The following is a 17079-nucleotide window of genomic DNA, read 5'->3' as shown; positions in this document are numbered from 1 at the left end:
TCTGAGCGGGTGTCGTATAATGGCATTACTCCAGCTTCCCAAGCTGATAACGAGGGTTCTTATAGGACACCCCGTTTTGTGAGCAAAGAAATATGTGTAATGCGGGTATAGTTTAGTGGCAAAACGAAAGCTTCCCAAGCTTTAGTTGAGGGTTCGATTCCCTCTACCCGCTCCACATCACATCTCCACCCATCTTCCCACATCTCATCTCCCCTTATAGATCAATAACTTAGCGCTCCGTGAATCTCTCATGGTTTCCGGTGGTCTCTGCACGGCCCTACTTTTTCTGTACAGGCTCGTGTACGGTTTCGAAAACTTCGAACCAGGCCATACACAAACATGAAACGATCAGAGATAAAAAGACGACCCCTTTCTCGAACTGTCATCGATGCACTTGAACCCGAGGTCAAGGAGTATCGCGAGAACTACGGTGGCGCGGAGCGGCTTCACATCGTTGTGAGCCCAACCGGGCGCAAACGCTGGGAGCTGAGATATAAAAAATCTGATGGAAAATGGGGCTGGCACGGCTTGGGCAGCTATCGGGACGTGAACATCGAACAAGCCCGTGAAAAGGCTCAGCAGGCTCTCAAGCTGCTTGCAGCGGGAACGGATCCTGTCGCGCATAAGGCGCAAAAAAAATACGAATTGAGCGAAGCGACAAGCAACAGTTTTGAGAGCGTTGCAGAGGCTTGGTACACCAAAAAATCAGCCGACGGCAGAGCAGAAAAAACGCTCAAGTCCATGCGATATGCGCTGGACAACGACATGCTGCCAGCACTGGGTAAATTATCCATCTCGAAAGTCACTCGCAAGCATTGTGCCGAATTACAGAATTCAATTGAGCTTAGAGAGGCGCATAACACTGCAAAAAAAGTCCGGAGCTGGCTGAATCAGATTTTTGGATTCGCGATAGCAAGTGGCAGATGTGAAAATAATCCAGCAAGCAATTTATTGGACATCGCATCAGTACAGCCACAAGAAAAACAATACCCTCACCTACTCGAACATCAACTACCAGATTTCTTGAAAGCTCTTGAGGCTTCACCCAGCCGCACACTTGTTAAAAGTGCTGCGTGGCTAACTATCTATACAGCATCCAGGCCAGGCATGGTCAGAAACGCCGAGTGGATAGAATTTGATATTGATAAAAAAATCTGGAGCGTTCCTAACAGCAAAATGAAAATGGGTCGTGATCATGTAGTCCCGCTGAGCAGTCAAGTGATATCAATTTTAAACAACCTGAAAAACATTACTGGCAAATCTAGATACTTATTTCCTTCGGAAGGATCGAAAGGCTTAGTGATGTCGGAAAATACTGTTAACAAATGTTTTGCAAGTGCTGGATATAAAGACCGTATGACGGGGCACGGATCACGTCACACAGCAACGACTTTGCTCTCCGAACATGGCTGGCCTGAACCTTGGGTGGAGATGCAGCTCGCACATAAGAAGCCGGGGCTTAGAGCGGTTTATGACAAAGCATCGCATCTCAAAAATAGGGAAATAATGATGCAATGGTACTGCGATTACCTAGATGCATTAAAAGAAGGTTTGACGCAGAATCAAAAATCCGACTTTAAGAAAAGAACAGCAGTATCAAAAAACAAATAGACCGGACTGGAAAATAACACGAATGAATATTGAACTCAGCCAAATGAATCGCGCAGAATCCGGGCACACCCTGGCAGTAGCAAAAATTTACATGCTCCACGAGGAGTCAGATGTGGAGGGAAACTCGCAGGAAGACAACGTTCGTATCGAATTCGGGTACTTCAGAAACGCAAAGGGACAACTTGATATTTTTGAGTTTGAGATTTATGACGCGAGTAACTTACTCGAAAAAAAGCTGAATTTCTCGGCACTCGAAAGGCTCAAAAGGGGACTCGTCAATATGTGCGAAGCGGCCATCAGCACAAAGCTATACGTATAACCTACTGCCCTTTCCAAAAATCCGGGGCAGTGTCAGACAACGTCATAATAACTGCTCCGACGAAAGCTCGGGGCTATTTCGGACAACCAAAATAAACGCCAATTCCGCCCGTAGATTTCTCCACCTGCTAGTAAAAATCTGAAAATTTTCTTATTACGCGAAAAAGTTGGATGACACCGGTATCCCCCGTATTTTCAGGCGCTTACAAACGGTCGTAGCGGTGTCTTTTGTTGAATACTCCGGGCAGTGTCGTACAACAAAAAATACTGCTTGACGTAAGTTCCTCGGTCTTTAAATCTACATACAGCAACAACAACACGTCGTAGGAGACGAATAATGCTGATGACACTTGAAGACCTCATCAAAGAGCTAAAGCTCTCACGAGCAACAATTTACCGATCAATCAAAAGCCAAGGTTTTCCCGCGCCATTGAAATTTGGGAAATCAAGCCGTTGGAGAAAAAGCGATGTCGAAACTTACTTTAACAACAGGAGCGCGAGCCAATGTTGATTAATATCTGCGAACTGGGAAAACCCAAGAGAAACGTCATTACTCAAAGCCTTATTGATGAGTGGGTGTCAGAGCGTGATCTGCTATCAGATCTTAGTGAAAGCTTGACGAACAAGGACGACAGTGAAAACTTCATGATTGCTAGCCGCGAGTTGATCAAGCGGATTGAAGAAGACGTATGGGTAGAGCAAAAGCGGATCACTCGTGAAAGAGACCAGTTAAAACTTCTGAAAGAAGCTAAAGCTAATCTTTTAGAACAGATCGCTGAACTGCAAGGAGAAGCCTTGTGAACCTTGGCCTATCGACCCTGGATATCGACTGAAATTGTAGAGTCATCCTTCGGATAGGTAGCATAAGAAAGATGACATAGTTCACCGCCCGGAGCGGATTAGAAGCACAAACGCCGCCTAGAGCGGCCTATAAAAATAAGAACAATAAGATGTACACTACCACTCCCAACCGAATTCTCCCAAAGCAGTTGTTAGAAACCCAATATAGCAAAATTCTTTTCCGTGGATTCGACGAACACGGGAACGAGATGTATGAAAAGGTCGACATACAGCCCTCTGAAACACTCCCCACCATCGAAGAAATAATCTATTTTTCAAATGATGAGCTTGTCCGTCTCGCGCATAAAATCGCTGCCGCATATAGATTTTCACTGCTATCTGCAAACGAAAATCAAAAGAAACTTATCATTGACGACTTACCGTTTAATATAAAGTTAAAAAAACCCAAAAACTCAACTATCGACTCACTGGCCCTCAGAATCAGTGATAAAAAATGGTGGCGCAGGCAAATCATCAAACTAGCTGATGAAAAAAGAGAACATCTAGCACATCTAAAAAAAGAGCTCGGCGGAAAGAATGCCACTCAAGTGTGCTGCACCGACAGAACAATAGAAATGCATAAAGAACGCAAAAAGAAAACAGATAAGTTCTTGATGGGCTGTAACAAAATAATCCGCAGCAATGGTTCTGACGCATTTGTCTTCAACTTGCTAGATGTGGCCAACGGGGCAAGAAAAAACAGACTTAACGAGTTATTTCTGGACATAAAAGCTCTTGAGAGGATCGCGGAGCAGAACCAATTTGGCTGCGCTTTTATCACGCTAACGGCGTCCCCAGAATTTCATCCAAACCCGAAGATTGGAAGGGATAAGTATTCGGGGGCGAGTGCCAGGGAGGCTAACCGATCTCTGCAAAAGGATTGGCGTTCGATATTGGACGCTCTAGATAACATTGGTGTCGATAGAAGAAGCGGGGATTATTTCGGATTCCGGGTGGTCGAGGTTCATGAAGATGGATGCCCGCATTGGCACATAGCAATTTTCTTCAATAAAGAATTAGAGATTTTGGAAGCTATTGAAGATTCAATTGAACGACTGTACATAGATCGTAAAGACTACTTTGCGAATAACAAGCGCGATATTGTCCGCATTATTGAAAAGACAGGTGATGATACCGCCACCCCTTCATCTTATATATTCGGATACGTACTGAAAGCATTAGCGGGTGAAGACGATGACACTGCCACTAGGTACAAATGCGCCATCCGTGCCATGGGCGCGAGACAATATTCATTTTTTGGTATCAAGTGCGCCACAGGAAAACAGAGAGCACTTAAACGGGTGGCTAAAGATCCCGATGCGCCGACACATATAAAGCAACTGGCCAAGCAAATCCACCCCCCTATGGATTTAGACGATAGGAACGAGAGCCAATTAACGGCCCGCGTGCATTTTTTTGAGAATGATTCGGATAAGCTTAACTTTGAAAAAGAAGAGGGAAATAACAAATACGGCGAAGTAATCCTCACCGCAAAATCAATAAAGCATGAGTTGGATGAGCAGTCTGTGCAGATCGCAGGTTTGTGCGAAGACATCAGCCAGGAGCAAGCGGAAAAATTGAGACGTAAGGAGACAGAACAGGTCACAATTGTTATTAATTATTCAAGAAAAGCAAAAAGAAAGAAACGACACGCGAGACCGCTCACGAAGATTCGAATCTGGAAGAGATTCTGTGCTCAAGCGGCTAGTGAGTGTGAGAAAGAAGCGGTCAGGAGGGCGTACAGTGCCGCCAGGAGCCTTTCTTCGCATAAAGGCTCAATACACCTGCACCCACAGATGATACGTGCATTGGCGGCACTGGAGGAGCGGCGGGTGACGCGTTATAAGACAGCGGCAGAAGAGAAGCCTAGCGGCAGCCTAGGATGAGCCGCACCCCATGCCGATTGTTCAAATTTTTGAGTCTCGATGGCCAATATTTTCGTCATGCGTGCCCTTGCCAGATCAAGATAGGTCAAACAGGCGACGACGCTGAGAGATCGACTCCCTAGGCCTCCATAACGTCCGTAGCTCCTAAGTGCCGGAAGCGCTATGCTCGGCGCTATCTCAGCGATTCAAGGAGCGAATTGTCATGTTACGATCAACCGTGTGTACCGCAGGCAGCGATGCCCCAATTTCTTTGATACCCGTGAAGAGTGATCTATCGGCGGCGAACACACTGTATTTGACGTCAGAATACAAGAGTCGACGGGGTCATCTCCAAAGCCGATCTCGTCCTAGCAAAGAAAAGTACGCGCAGGAGAGGGCATGCCCGAGATGTGGGGTTGACGACTCATCCGCGTTGTTCCCCATCCAACGGTGGTAATAGGGCCCAGTGTCTGGAATGCTTGGGTGCTTGGGTGCTTCATTCTTTTTGTAAGGGATGACATATGTACGACCAGTCGTTTAATTTTATTTCGGTTTCAAAGGTTCTGCGAAAGAATGATTTCTACCTTAGGCCGTGGCTGAGAAACCCGTTATCAAAGACCGCAGAGGTTGAAGCTGCTGTCGCTCGTTCTGATGTTGGGTACGAATCATACTCTTTTCTTGAGAGCTCAATTCTTCGCGGGAAGAATGTCTACAGAGTTCCCGCCTTCAGTCACGAGCTGGTGTTACGAAAGATAGATAAAAATTTACGAATGGCTAAGTCGTTATACTCGCCGTCAAGAGACACTATAATCGCTAATCTTCGCGCTCTGATCGCAGAAAGTGCTCAATTTAAAATATATAGATTAGATATCAAGAGCTTTTACGAGTCATTCACGGCGTCCAATGTCCTGAGTGCTGTGTACGGAATTAAGGGTTTAAGTCCTCAGACCAAAAAACACATTAAAGACATTATTGAGCATCATACCTTGGCTGGAGGGTTAGGGATCCCAAGAGGTATGGCCTTAAGTGCGACGTTATCTGAAGTAGTAATGAGTTCTTTTGATTCTTCAATAAAAACGATGGCAGGTGTATATTTTTATAGTCGATATGTCGATGACATTATTGTGATAACTGGCGGGGAGGAGCACTCAAAACAGTTTCTCGCTAAAGTGAGCAAGCTGCTACCGCCTGGACTCCATTTAAATACGAAAAAACAGGAGCTTTGTTCTGCACCCGATTCTTCTGGATACAAAAAAAGTCAGCATCCGGAAATGCCGCTGCTCTTCACTTTCGAATACTTAGGCTATAGTTTTTCGGTTTACGAACCACCGGAGAAAAACGGCAGCCGAGAAGTAGTATTGGATATAGCGGACTCTAAGATAAAAAAGATCAAAACGCGTCTCACTAAAGCTTATCTAGACTACTGTAAAAACAGAAATTTTGAGCTTTTAGAAATGCGCGTAAAGTTTTTGACTTCTAACTTTAGCGTACTAGATATTAATAGAGGCGGATATAGATTGGCTGGAATTTATCATAACTATCACAGGATAGATGAAGCAAAATCAACAGCCCTAGCTATATTGGATGAGTACCTATACCTGGCGACAATGAGCAGTTACGGTAAAGTATTTGATCGTTTTTTCTCGATCACTTCTGTCGCGCAACGCCGCAGACTATTGACTTTCAGCTTTAAGCGCGGATTCAGTGAACGTAATTATTTCCACTTCAACCGTTCACAGTTCAAAGCGATCAGGGAGTGTTGGGAGTATGCTTGATGATAAAAAATCTGAGCGAATTATAAAGGGTGACTATTGTCGAGTTCTCGTAACTGAAACAGCTCCTTATGAAACCCCGATAATATTTTCGAATGACGGCTTCTACAATATTGCAAAGAAACAAGCTTCGAGCACAGGCTTCGCCAAGACAATCGAAAGCTTATTTATAACAAGTAAGGGCGGGAAATGGAGCACTGTGCCTTACCAATATAAAATAAGGAAAAGTGCAACTGACTTCAGATGCCTCTCGGTTTTGCATCCACTCTCACAATGGCAAATTAAACTATTCTATGAGCGCTACGAGCATCTCATTTGTCATTACTGTACATTAGGTAAATACTCGATACGAACTCCATTCAAAACCGCGAGTGTATTTTATTACAAGAGCTCATGGGAGAACATAGGGCAATACAAGAGAGGTACCGTTGACGACACCGCCTCTGAAACAACGCTAAAACACAGTTCATCCTTCTACGCGTACAAGGGTTACACTAGACTTTATAAAATGTTTAACTCAAAAGCCTTTCTCGATCTTGAAAAAGACTTTAGCGTTCTAAAAACTCTGGACGTTTCAAAGTGCTTTGATAGTATTTATACGCATTCGATTGCGTGGGCTACTAAAGACAAAAGCTTTGTAAAGGACGGAAGGTACGCCGCATCTATATTCGGAAATAATTTTGACGACGTTATACGGATGGCGAATCACAACGAAACAAATGGGATTGTGATAGGCCCAGAAGTAAGTCGGATCTTTTCAGAGATAATATTCCAGAACGTTGACTGTAGAGTAGAAGCTAAGCTGGCATCTGAAAAGTTCAATTGGATTTTTAACATTGACTATTCTATCAAACGCTACGTTGACGATGTTTTCATATTTGCCAGATCCATCGAAATGGCAAATAAAATTTACGAAATTTATGCGGATACGCTTTTGGGGTACAAGCTGCACGTCAACTCAGCCAAAAGTCAAATATATCAGCGCCCTTTTTTCACACCAAAATCTAAAGTGATTAGAGAGGTAAATCTTTACGTAAACGAATTCACGGAAAGGTTTTTAGAGGAAGTTGAAGAAGGGGCTTCGCTAAAGCCAAAGAAGATATTCAAAGTTGATAGGCTTGTGCGTAGCTTTGTTGATGCTATCAAAGCAACTTGTTCTGCTGAAGGTATGGATTATGATGAGGTGTCTTCATATATCATATCTGCGCTGTTTGAAAGAACAAAGCTGCTAATTAACATCCCCAAAGAACTTAATCCCGAAGCCGAAATTAACGATTACAAGGATGCTTGTATCGTATTTTTGGAGGTCATGCACTTTTTCTATTCGGTGGCACCCTCTGTTAGCTCTTCGTATAAGTTTTGCGCATCATTGATACTGCTCTGTCGGTTTGCCGACCAACATTTAGGTCATTACAAGCATACAATAAAACAGCGCGCATTCGACCTGTCTCTGTCCCTGCTCGATAGCGACACCTTCCACAAAAGAGCTGATATTGATAATTTCATATCGCTTGAAGTTCTAAATGTTATTTTGTCTTTGAGCGATTTTGGCGCTGCTTATCTGCTCCCTTCGCATATAGTAGAGAAAGTGTTCGGTGGCGATAGCTCGTATTTTAACATCGTTTCTTGTCTTTTTTATATCAAAGATCATGTTCAATACTCAACAATTAAAGAAAGCACTCTTAAAAAATTAGATGCAAAGCTTCAAGACATGTCAAAAATCCTCTCTAATACAGAGCAAGCTTGTCTGTTGTTAGACAGCCTGACATGTCCATATATAGGCCGAAAAAGAAAATCCAAATATGTAAATAGGCTATGCGTTGCGATGAAGATCAGCAAGCCGACTCAACAAGAGTTAAGCGATTTTTTTACGCATTATGCTTCTAAATATTGGTTCATTAACTGGACAGAAGTCGATCTTTTAAACGCTCTGGAGCGAAAAGAGCTTCGGCAGGTGTACTGATCGGAGCTGTCGAGGCTTTTTTCGGATGTTTTTCTGTGCTAGCCTGCAGGCTGAAAGGTTAGTCAATATACCTCCACGCGGCCCCTCAGAAGGCTGCGTTTCATACCTACTTAGCGAATTCTTCATCACCTCATGGGTCGATGAGGCGCTAGCTACCTAGGAGCGGTGAAAGCCGTACACACTAAGGTTGAGACTGCCTTTCTCCCCATTCTCAACGCCGCAGGTCTTAAGCGCTTCCTTCTCGCAGCCGGTGCCTTATCTTTCGCCCGGCTAGTGTGTCCCACCAAGTCATCTTTTCCAAAGATTCAGTATCACTCAAAAAAATCATCTAAAGAGACCTGTCTCTGCGACCCACCTACTGCGTCTTTTCCCTCAGACACACAGCCGAGCGGAGCAGTGCTTGTGGATGAAAGGTATTTGGCCAAGTGCTGCTTTAGCATTTTAAAATTATTCTTCGCATCAATGTCCTCCTCAGATTGACGGTAGGTTGCCCCTGGAGTCATAACGTCTTCACCTTCATAAAATATCGCAACATTGCCGAAATATATGTCTCCCACTGTGTCATTCCCTATTTATATACAATTTTATTAGTTGCGTAACTTGCATCGCTGCCAGCTATAAATTAATAATACTCTTAGATGATTAGGGCGAACAAGGCTCCTCGAAAAATAGTCTTCGACATTTTCCGGCCTTGTCTAGGGCTAGCCCTAGAGACCCAGTGGGGTTTCCCCACACCCCTGACGATCACAAAAATAAGAGCCCGGAGGGCCGCATGGAACATGAGGTAAAATGGGTGCAAATTAATGCACAGGTACCGCTCTCACAGCGAGAGCGGCTAAAAGAGAATGCGCGCAAATGCGAGATGAGTGTCTCGCAACTAATCAATGAGATGATCACATCTACGCAGATCGACATATCTCCAGGAATGCCGGCGCAGATGCGCGACCTCAATAGCTGGCTTGGACGGATAAACTCAAATATCAATATGCTTGCGCATCATGCAAATACGTACAGAGAAAAAGCGGATGCAGACCTAATAATTTATCAGCTTAACTTTATCGCGCGAGATATAAACGAGGTCGTAATATTTTCGGACGAAATAAGGAAAAGCAATCGCACACAAAGAGTTAAAAAGGCCACAGCATCATGATCCATGGTTTATCGAAACATAGCACTGTCGGCGCTGGGACTGGTATTAATTATTTTCTCTCCGAAAATTATTTCGACAAAGAAACACATGAGTGGAGACAGAGAACTCCAGCAGCCACTTTACTTGAAGGCAACCCCTCTGCAATGCGCGTGCTCTGCGAATCACTGGACTTCAAACACAAATACACAAGTGGAGTGCTGAGTTTTTCCGAAGAAGAAACGGCATTAATTAATTCCACACGGGGCATGAAAGGCAAAATCATTGAAGACTTCAAGGATTTCGCGTTCGCTGGCGTGAAAAAAGACTGTCGAAACATTTTACTAGTACAGCATGAGCACACCGGGCGGCTTGAGATTCATTATATGATCCCTCGGATTCATCTCGAATCTGGAAAATATTTCAACCCCTTTCCACCGAACTATAATGGCAAGCAAGGCCCTGGGAATAATAACGAGTTCATTTTGCAGAATGACAGCTTTGTCGACCAAGTATGCAATAAATATGGATTGCAAAACCCAAGGGATACAAAAATACGGCGTTCGGTTGAATTACCTCAGTTTGACCCCCAGAGAAATATAAAGAAACAGGTCGTCGCTGCTATAGATAATTTAATAGATGCTGGGGCCGTAAGTTCCCGAGAAGATATGCTTATTTTTTTGCAGAAGCAGGGTGCGGAAATAACAAGAAAAGGCCATAACTATTTTTCCTTTAAATTCGAAGGAATGAGTAAAGCCGCAAAGCTTGAAGGAGAATTATACAGTGAGCAACCTTTCTCAGAAATTGCAAAAAGGCATTCAAAGCGAGATGCAAAATTTGAAGCTGAAAGAGCTGGCACTGAATCCCGCTACAGTGAAACGCTTACTTTCAGATCAACGGAAGTTGAGAGCAGGCATCGTATCCCTGCAGGTGTCGCTGAACGAGCAGAAGATAGATTTGCAAAATCATCAGCAGGACTACAAAAAACTCACAAAGAACTTAGTGAGATTCGGGATGTTATTAATAATTTTAGCCCTCCCGCTGCTAGCGCTGCTCGCAACCTTGTTAACCAGAACAAGCTGATTGCCGAACCACTAATAAATATTCCGAAGACGTCGCCCAGATCTATTGTCGCGCCGAATATTTCAACCGGCAATAAAGTTCATGATGAACTCTTGGCAAAATATCACAATGATATGGCTGGAGCTATCAAGAAAGACATTCTGTATAGACAGAAACTATCCGGTGACTATGCAAAATTGGCAAAGGAAACGATCAAAAAAATAGAAAGCGCGGTAAAAGATATGTTTTCATTCGCCGTAAGCATGTACACCGGACAGAATTTTTACTCCCCCGGAAAAACGCTACAGTACGAATTTTCAGAACTAAAACTGAAAGTCGAAAAATTAATTGAGGACATCAAATTAGAAGTTCAATTGGCTAAGAAGACCGAGAGGCACATCAAGAAAATTGACAAGCTGAGTGTCGGGGAGGACGGAAGTGGAGATAAGTATAGATTTGGCTTTGCAATAAAAACAAAAATAAAACCAGAGGAGTTAGATCATGGAAAAAATTCAGATCAGCAAGCGGAAAGACACGCTACAGAGCCTGCACCTGCTCCAACACTGCCAGGCAAATAAGACTCGTTGTTTGAGATGTGCATATGCAAGATTACAAGTTCGTTCAAACAAGGATATTCCTGGCGAGTATGCATCGCCCGCAATAATTGATGAGTTTGTCAAGGAACTGGAAATCAACATCGTGTGCACTGCCACGGGGCAGGCCGGGTTGAAACTTGGCCAAGTAAACTACTGTGAACTATACGAAGTATGCGAACAGTAAGGCGGAGCACCATGGGCTGCGCCCCCGTCCCCCCCATCTCGCCGCCGATGGGCTCGGGGGTGAGGGGGAAGAGCAACCCCTCACCCCTCTCCCAAGGCTTAACTTCCCCCGCCAGCATCAAGCGAAATACGCCCTGCGTGCGCCCTGCGGGGCGGAACCCCACTTCGTGGGGCCCCCCGCCATTTCGTTTGACTCTGGCCGCCCCTAAGGGGCTTCGAAAGCTATAAGTTGACTCCAAACCCCCTAAGCTCTTTTTCCAAAGTTGCTCGGCTAAGTGCGGGTGCAATTTTAAAAATATTTCGATAAGCCATATACAAAAATACTGGAAACAAAAGAAGACCAAAGCCAAAAGTTGCTGTTGCAATTATTATTGACGCTGGAAGGGCTGCAACACCAACATACACTCCAACCAAGACAAATGATCTAGATATTACTTTTACTTCATCGAGATCAAAATCTACCTCACCGTTCGGTTTCTGGTGAGCAATCACAACTGATTTCTTCTTGGTGATATTTTTTATATACCAAGTTCTTGGGACACCCTCCTTCATTGCCCCGCTCTTGCCCACGTATCTTGGAACAATCAATTCTTTGAAGAATGCGGTTTTTCCACCTTCGTTCTGAACCCGAACACGACGATATATAGAACCCGCATCCTCAACGGTGTCATAAATCGAATCTTTCACTATCACGGTTTCTTTTTTCAGCTTTAGCATCACTGCTCTCCCCCGCAGACTACGATCCACATTTTTTGCGACACTAAGGATTACTTAGTATCCCGTCAAGAAAAATCTAAGATTCTCTTAGCTTTTGCGAGTGAGAGAATGGGCAGCGTATTTAGCAATCGGCTGAAGGAGGCAAGGAAAGCAGCAGGCTGGTCTCAAGAGCGCTTGGGGCAGGAAGCTGGTTTTGAGCCCGCCAGCGCTAGCGCACGGATGAATCAGTACGAACGCGGCGTGCACACCCCGAGTCCGACTGCCGCTAAACAGATCGCGGATGCACTTGGCTTGCCGCTCGCTTTTTTCTACGCTGACGACGAGGAAGCCCGCCTACTAGCGCTTTTTAACTCGCTAGGGCACGAACAGCGTCGTGAAGCGCTTGAGGCAATCGCAGCACTCGCAGAGCGATCAGCAACGCAAAAATAGCGACCGTTCGTCGGCTTCCGGTATTTTGTATGGCTACATGTACAGCACACACCAAAATATAACCTAACTTATTGATTTATATATCAGGTTCGATTCTCTCTACCCGCTCCATAAAATTGACTCCTTCCCCAGTAAAAACGGGCTCCCCGCCCACCCCTTCTCTGATCAGCACTCTCGCTCATCTTGACTCGCTCCCCAATCAAGCAGCTCTTTCCCCATGTAAATCAGCGACCACCTGCGCTCGCATCAGATTGTGAATAAAGAAAACCGAGCATCGAAGCCAAACAGTCATCAACTGTCAGACGCAGTCAATAGGTCTCAGGCACGCAGGAAGGTAGGTAAGCACTCGACCGCAAATCACAGAGAACGTCTGCTGCGACAAACCTAGCCAGTCTCTGATGCTGCATTGGAAGCTCCTAGCCGAACTCAGCATTCGCACTGCAGCATGTGCGAAGTGTAGTGGTCAACTAATCCCGGACACGACGTTAAGTTTTTTCTCGGCCTGAGCTGGGGCCAGTCCGTTGTTGAATTGGTGCGGTCTAATCCAGTTGTACCGATGCATCAGGTAATGACTGATGTCGCGGTGCGCTTCTTGAGCTGTCATGTAGCCCACGGTCGGTATCCATTCAGTTTTCAAGCTGCGAAACACACGCTCCATCGGCGCGTTATCCCAGCAGTTTCCACGACGGCTCATGCTTTGGCGCATGCGGTAACGCCAGAGCCGTTGGCGAAACTGGCGACTGCCATATTGCGAGCCCTGATCCGAGTGAAACAGAAGCCCTTGAGGCCTGCCACGCTGTTCGTAAGCCATGTCCAACGCCTTGATGACCAGATCCGCATCCGGCTTGTTCGACAGCGCCCAGCCCACCACTCGGCGCGCGTAAAGATCCATAACGACAGCCAGGTAATGCCATTTCCCTTGAGCCCAGATGTAGGTGATGTCGCCACACCAGACCTGATTCGGCGCCGGCACATCAAACTCTCGATTCAATATGTTCGGAATGTCAGGCCGCTCAACCGTCGCTTGTTTGTAGGCATGTGATCCAGGTTGTTTACTGACCAACTCCAGTTCCCGCATCAGGCCTCGCACCTTGAACCGCCCAATTTGCTCGCCGTCTTCCTGCATCATCGACACGATGCTGCGGCTACCGGCGGCGCTTCGACTTTGCGTAAACAGTTCGTTAACCCGGCTGCGCAACCGAAGCCGCTCAACGTCTGGAGTTCGGCGCCTGAGACGATGGGCGTAGTAACACGAACGAGTGACGTCAAAGACTGCGCAAAGCCAATCAACCGGCTCTTGGGGGCTCAGTTGATCAATCAGCGCGTGCGCTCGTGCTCTTCCGACATCAAGAGCGCGGTAGCCTTTTTTAAAATGGATTTCTCCCGCTCAAGTCGAGCGATTCGAGCTTCCAATTCCTGGATTTTCTGTTGCTCTGGCGTCAGCGCTTTACTCTGCGGAGTAACGCCAGTGCGCTCCTGCTGAAGCTGATTAACCCAGCGGCGCAACGCGGACTCAACCACACCAAGCGAGCGGCTGGCTTCGATATGGCTATAGCCTTGATCGAGCACGAGGCCTGCGGCCTCGCGTTTGAATTCAGCGGAAAAAGAACGACGTTGTTTGGTCATCAGACACCTCTATCTGGCGAGCATTCTCGCCTAAATGGGTGTCCGGTTTCATTAGACCACTACAGTGCTTGGCACCGGGGCAGCGATTACCGCCGAAGGCACTCCACTGCAACTGGTGGGCGGGTCTGCTACTGGCAGTGCAATTGCTCAACGTCTCGGCGGATCGCTGTCACTGGGTCTACTCGAAGGATCTGGTGTTGTGGCTGCTGGCTTTGTAACGGGTATCGTTGGGATGCTGATACCGAACACCAGTATTTTCCCCCGACAGCGCTTTCTACACGAAGGACCAGTACGCAACGCTTGAGACTGGCCGCACCCGTGTCCGTGTCAACGTGAAGACATTGCCAGACGGCTCCGTCAACGCTTACGGCTTCTACACCGGCAGTAAAGCGGAATGGGAAAATGTCCCCGTCATCAAGGGCGAGAAAGTCGGCGAGAAATTTGTTGCTGACATCGGCAACGGGATTGGCCTCACTTGGACGCCAGCGGCAGATGTTAACGGTGTACTGGGTATTCCTGCACTGGAAGGCGCCCCACAGTTGCCACCCGTCTGGGTGTATCCGCCGACTGCACAATCTGACACGGTGCTGGCGAACCCTGCACATCCTCCCGAGTTCGAAGATGCAATCATCTGGTTCCCTGACTCTGGGATCGAGCCAATCTACATTGTGCTCAGTACGCAGTTGGAGAAGAACAAGGAAAAGGGAAAGGCCTTCGAGGACCAAAAGGAACGCGAGCTACGGGAAAACACACCCGAAGTGGGCCGAGAAGTGACCGCCAAGACCAAAAGCGGAGTACGCACTAGGTTCGATATGCTAGGGCGGGATGCTGAAGGCAACATTTCCTGCATCGAATGCAAATCGTCGGAAACAGCACCACTCACTCGCAACCAAAAACTTGCGTATCCAGAGATCGAAGAAAGCGGTGCAATCGTTGTAGGTAAAGGGAAACCCGGCTTTCCCGGGGGCACCGTAATCCCACCAACCAAAGTCGAAATTGTTCAACCAAAACCCTGAGGGAGCAGACATGTCCATCACAAATCCACAGGTAATTGATATCTGGGCAATCCCGACATGGGAACCTGACAATGTGGTGCTGTATATCTCTGACCACCTTGAATGGGGCGACAAAGCTGAGCAAGGCGAACACCTGCAGCTGCTTCAAGGCAAGCTCAATACCTACGTTGCATTCATCGAGAGCGGCGAGATCTACACCGAGATCCCCAATGCACTTGGGAAGCACCCCATCATTCGCATCAACGGCTTGTATGAGCTGCCAGAGCAAGGCGAGTTTTTCATTGACCGCGCTGCGGAGGTGCTAAAGGAAGTGGGTATTGGACTAGAGTTTGTGCTCGATGAGAACGATGCGATACGCAACATGTGACCGAGTACCTGGCCCTGTTATCTTGATGCTACAAAGGTCGGGGCCGCTCTCTGCCGTCATTTGCGGGCCGCAATTAGATGAATCGTCCCCGTCCAGCAGAGCTAGATAGGGTCAAACAAAAGGTTTCGTGTAGTGACCGGCAAGCCTAGCGATTGCCAGTATAGAACCTCTCAATAGACCTCTTTCGGCCAAGAGCGACAATTCGACGTGTTTACAATCTGGACTTGCCCCTACAAAACCGGACACCAACTCCCCGTTAAATTGATGCAGCTGCCAAGCGCCTGAACTCCCTCGGTGAGCGATAGTTCAAGGCGCTGTGCGGATGCTGCTCGTTGTAGTGTTCGAAGGCAATTGCCAGGTTACGCAACGCCGTTTCTCGATCCGGCTTGGGCATGTGCGCCACGTAGTCACGCTTGATCGTCTTCACGAAGCTCTCGGCCATGCCATTACTCTGCGGGCTACGCACTGGTGTGGTCACCGGCTGCAAGCCGATCTGCCGAGCAAACAGGCGCGTCTGTTCGGCGGTGTAGGCCGAACCGTTATCGCTGAGCCACTGCACCGGCGTTGCAGGCAGTTGATCACCGAAGCGCTTCTCCACACTTTCCAGCATCAAGTCGCGGATATCATCGCCGCTGTACCCGGTCGGGCTCGCGATCCAGCCGATGGCTTCGCGATCACAGCAGTCCAGGGCGAAGGTCACGCTCAGTTTAGCGCCGTCCTCACAACGGAACTCAAAGCCGTCCGAGCACCAACGCGTATCGCTGGTTTGCACCGCAATACGGCCTTCGTGCCGACGCGGCACGCCGGGTTGTTTGATCCGGCGCTCAAGCAGCAGGTTGTGATCACGCATCACCCGGTAAACCCGCTTCACGTTGATCGCAGGTAGCAGCTGGGTTTCACGGGCGCGACGCAGCAATCCCCAGACTCGACGGTAGCCATAGCTGGGCAGCTCGCTGACCTGTTGCTGGATTTCGGCCACCAACTCAGCGTCGTTCACAGGCCTGCTTCGCCGTGTATTGGGCGATACCGATTGCTTGATTCGAACCGTTAATTGCGAGCGCGCCACACCGAGACATTCGCTGACCAGCTTCACTGGTCGTCCCCCGGCAACAAGGGTGAGTGCGCAATCCATTTTCGCGACCGGGCGATCTCCACGGCCTCTTTGAGGATTTCCGCTTCCATCGTTTTCTTGCCCAACATCCGTTGCAGTTCACGGATCTGCTTGAGCGCATCGCTCAGCTCGGAGGCCGGCACCACGGCTTCGCCAGCACTGACCGCCGACAGGCTGCCGTCTTGATACAGCTTGCGCCACAGGAATAACTGGTTGGCATTGATGCCGTTGCGCCGAGCCAAGACCGAAACGCTTTGTCCTGGTTCAAGGCTCTCTCGAACCATGGCCAGCTTTTGCTCTGGGCTCCAGCGACGACGCCGCTCCTGGCCCAAAAGCTCACCACTCTTATCGTTGCTATTAGTCATAAACATAACCGTTTGCCTACCGGGTCGATCGCGTAGAGGACCTGTTCGAACTCAGAACAAATGTAAAGGTAGGTGCGCAGATCCTTAGAGAAGCGATCGACGCTCGGCCAGG

Annotated in this window: 14 protein-coding genes, 1 tRNA gene and 1 pseudogene; 13 read left to right on the top strand and 3 right to left on the bottom strand. The window is 47.4% G+C overall.

Annotated elements, in window-relative coordinates:
• Nucleotides 1-101 precede the first annotated feature (101 nt).
• The 10 genes from ATI02_RS23505 to ATI02_RS23455 all read left to right on the top strand — a co-directional run bounded on the left by ATI02_RS23505 (nt 102) and on the right by ATI02_RS23455 (nt 11135).
• A tRNA-Gly gene (locus ATI02_RS23505) sits at nt 102-175 on the top strand.
• Nucleotides 176-339: 164 nt separating this feature from the next.
• Nucleotides 340-1611, top strand: coding sequence for a tyrosine-type recombinase/integrase (locus tag ATI02_RS23500; protein WP_100847514.1), 1272 nt, complete (start codon nt 340-342; stop codon nt 1609-1611).
• A 22-nt stretch (nt 1612-1633) separates the two neighbouring features.
• Complete coding sequence (locus ATI02_RS23495) at nt 1634-1930, top strand: hypothetical protein (RefSeq protein WP_100847513.1); 297 nt, start codon at nt 1634-1636, stop codon at nt 1928-1930.
• Between the two features lie 336 nt (nt 1931-2266).
• Entirely contained in the window at nt 2267-2440 is a 174-nt protein-coding gene (locus ATI02_RS33370; protein ID WP_100847512.1) for a helix-turn-helix transcriptional regulator, read from the top strand.
• Nucleotides 2434-2730: a hypothetical protein gene (locus tag ATI02_RS23485; RefSeq protein WP_100847511.1), complete on the top strand. Its 297-nt coding sequence runs from the start codon at nt 2434-2436 to the stop codon at nt 2728-2730. Before ATI02_RS33370 ends, ATI02_RS23485 begins: the two co-directional genes overlap by 7 nt.
• Nucleotides 2731-2879: 149 nt before the next feature.
• On the top strand, nt 2880-4655 hold the full coding sequence (locus ATI02_RS23480; RefSeq protein WP_100847510.1) for a replication endonuclease: 1776 nt from the start codon (nt 2880-2882) through the stop codon (nt 4653-4655).
• A 500-nt stretch (nt 4656-5155) separates the two neighbouring features.
• Nucleotides 5156-6409 (top strand): antiviral reverse transcriptase Drt3a, encoded by a 1254-nt coding sequence (gene drt3a, locus ATI02_RS23475; protein ID WP_100847509.1) that lies wholly within the window; start codon nt 5156-5158, stop codon nt 6407-6409.
• A complete protein-coding gene (gene drt3b / locus ATI02_RS23470) occupies nt 6402-8369 on the top strand; it encodes an antiviral reverse transcriptase Drt3b (RefSeq protein ID WP_100847508.1) in 1968 nt (655 codons plus the stop codon). Before drt3a ends, drt3b begins: the two co-directional genes overlap by 8 nt.
• Before the next feature lie 772 nt (nt 8370-9141).
• A complete protein-coding gene (locus ATI02_RS23460) occupies nt 9142-9519 on the top strand; it encodes a plasmid mobilization protein (protein WP_100847506.1) in 378 nt (125 codons plus the stop codon).
• Nucleotides 9516-11135, top strand: a complete 1620-nt coding sequence (locus ATI02_RS23455) for a relaxase family protein (RefSeq protein WP_100847505.1) — start codon at nt 9516-9518, stop codon at nt 11133-11135. Before ATI02_RS23460 ends, ATI02_RS23455 begins: the two co-directional genes overlap by 4 nt.
• 423 nt (nt 11136-11558) lie before the next feature.
• Here ATI02_RS23455 and ATI02_RS23450 read toward each other — a convergent pair whose 3' ends face one another.
• A complete protein-coding gene (locus ATI02_RS23450) occupies nt 11559-12053 on the bottom strand; it encodes a hypothetical protein (RefSeq protein ID WP_100847504.1) in 495 nt (164 codons plus the stop codon).
• A 108-nt stretch (nt 12054-12161) separates the two neighbouring features.
• Here ATI02_RS23450 and ATI02_RS23445 point away from each other — a divergent pair, with 108 nt between their 5' ends.
• On the top strand, nt 12162-12482 hold the full coding sequence (locus ATI02_RS23445) for a helix-turn-helix transcriptional regulator (protein WP_100847503.1): 321 nt from the start codon (nt 12162-12164) through the stop codon (nt 12480-12482).
• A gap of 463 nt (nt 12483-12945) precedes the next feature.
• On the opposite strand, the gene ATI02_RS23440 is transcribed toward ATI02_RS23445, so the two are convergent.
• A protein-coding gene (locus tag ATI02_RS23440; RefSeq protein ID WP_095191983.1) for an IS3 family transposase occupies nt 12946-14108 on the bottom strand; the annotation gives its coding sequence in 2 pieces (ribosomal slippage) (nt 12946-13853 and nt 13853-14108; 1164 coding nt in all).
• Nucleotides 14109-14172: 64 nt separating this feature from the next.
• Here ATI02_RS23440 and ATI02_RS23435 point away from each other — a divergent pair.
• Both ATI02_RS23435 and ATI02_RS23430 read left to right on the top strand, forming a co-directional pair.
• Nucleotides 14173-15124: pseudogene (locus ATI02_RS23435) on the top strand (S-type pyocin domain-containing protein); the annotation flags it as partial.
• Between the two features lie 10 nt (nt 15125-15134).
• Nucleotides 15135-15491 carry a DUF6572 domain-containing protein gene (locus ATI02_RS23430; RefSeq protein WP_100847502.1) on the top strand — a complete coding sequence of 119 codons (357 nt, stop codon included), beginning with the start codon at nt 15135-15137 and terminating at the stop codon, nt 15489-15491.
• A gap of 256 nt (nt 15492-15747) precedes the next feature.
• On the opposite strand, the gene ATI02_RS23425 is transcribed toward ATI02_RS23430, so the two are convergent.
• Nucleotides 15748-16967 (bottom strand): IS3 family transposase gene (locus ATI02_RS23425; protein WP_425273624.1). Its coding sequence is split into 2 segments (ribosomal slippage): nt 15748-16622 and nt 16622-16967, totalling 1221 coding nucleotides; the frame shifts between segments, so codons are not numbered across the junction.
• Between the last annotated feature and the right edge of the window lie 112 nt (nt 16968-17079).

This window comes from Pseudomonas baetica (assembly GCF_002813455.1).
Taxonomy (GTDB): domain Bacteria; phylum Pseudomonadota; class Gammaproteobacteria; order Pseudomonadales; family Pseudomonadaceae; genus Aquipseudomonas; species Aquipseudomonas baetica.
This window is presented reverse-complemented; position numbering and strand designations above follow the sequence as displayed.

What these genes read in the sequence shown, in the direction of transcription:
- ATI02_RS23500 (WP_100847514.1), top strand. Translation starts at nt 340, where the DNA reads ATGAAACGATCAGAGATAAAAAGACGACCCCTTTCTCGAACTGTCATC.
- ATI02_RS23495 (WP_100847513.1), top strand. Translation starts at nt 1,634, where the DNA reads ATGAATATTGAACTCAGCCAAATGAATCGCGCAGAATCCGGGCACACC.
- ATI02_RS33370 (WP_100847512.1), top strand. Translation starts at nt 2,267, where the DNA reads ATGCTGATGACACTTGAAGACCTCATCAAAGAGCTAAAGCTCTCACGA.
- ATI02_RS23485 (WP_100847511.1), top strand. Translation starts at nt 2,434, where the DNA reads ATGTTGATTAATATCTGCGAACTGGGAAAACCCAAGAGAAACGTCATT.
- ATI02_RS23480 (WP_100847510.1), top strand. Translation starts at nt 2,880, where the DNA reads ATGTACACTACCACTCCCAACCGAATTCTCCCAAAGCAGTTGTTAGAA.
- drt3a (WP_100847509.1), top strand. Translation starts at nt 5,156, where the DNA reads ATGTACGACCAGTCGTTTAATTTTATTTCGGTTTCAAAGGTTCTGCGA.
- drt3b (WP_100847508.1), top strand. Translation starts at nt 6,402, where the DNA reads ATGCTTGATGATAAAAAATCTGAGCGAATTATAAAGGGTGACTATTGT.
- ATI02_RS23460 (WP_100847506.1), top strand. Translation starts at nt 9,142, where the DNA reads ATGGAACATGAGGTAAAATGGGTGCAAATTAATGCACAGGTACCGCTC.
- ATI02_RS23455 (WP_100847505.1), top strand. Translation starts at nt 9,516, where the DNA reads ATGATCCATGGTTTATCGAAACATAGCACTGTCGGCGCTGGGACTGGT.
- ATI02_RS23450 (WP_100847504.1), bottom strand. Translation starts at nt 12,053, where the DNA reads ATGCTAAAGCTGAAAAAAGAAACCGTGATAGTGAAAGATTCGATTTAT.
- ATI02_RS23445 (WP_100847503.1), top strand. Translation starts at nt 12,162, where the DNA reads ATGGGCAGCGTATTTAGCAATCGGCTGAAGGAGGCAAGGAAAGCAGCA.
- ATI02_RS23430 (WP_100847502.1), top strand. Translation starts at nt 15,135, where the DNA reads ATGTCCATCACAAATCCACAGGTAATTGATATCTGGGCAATCCCGACA.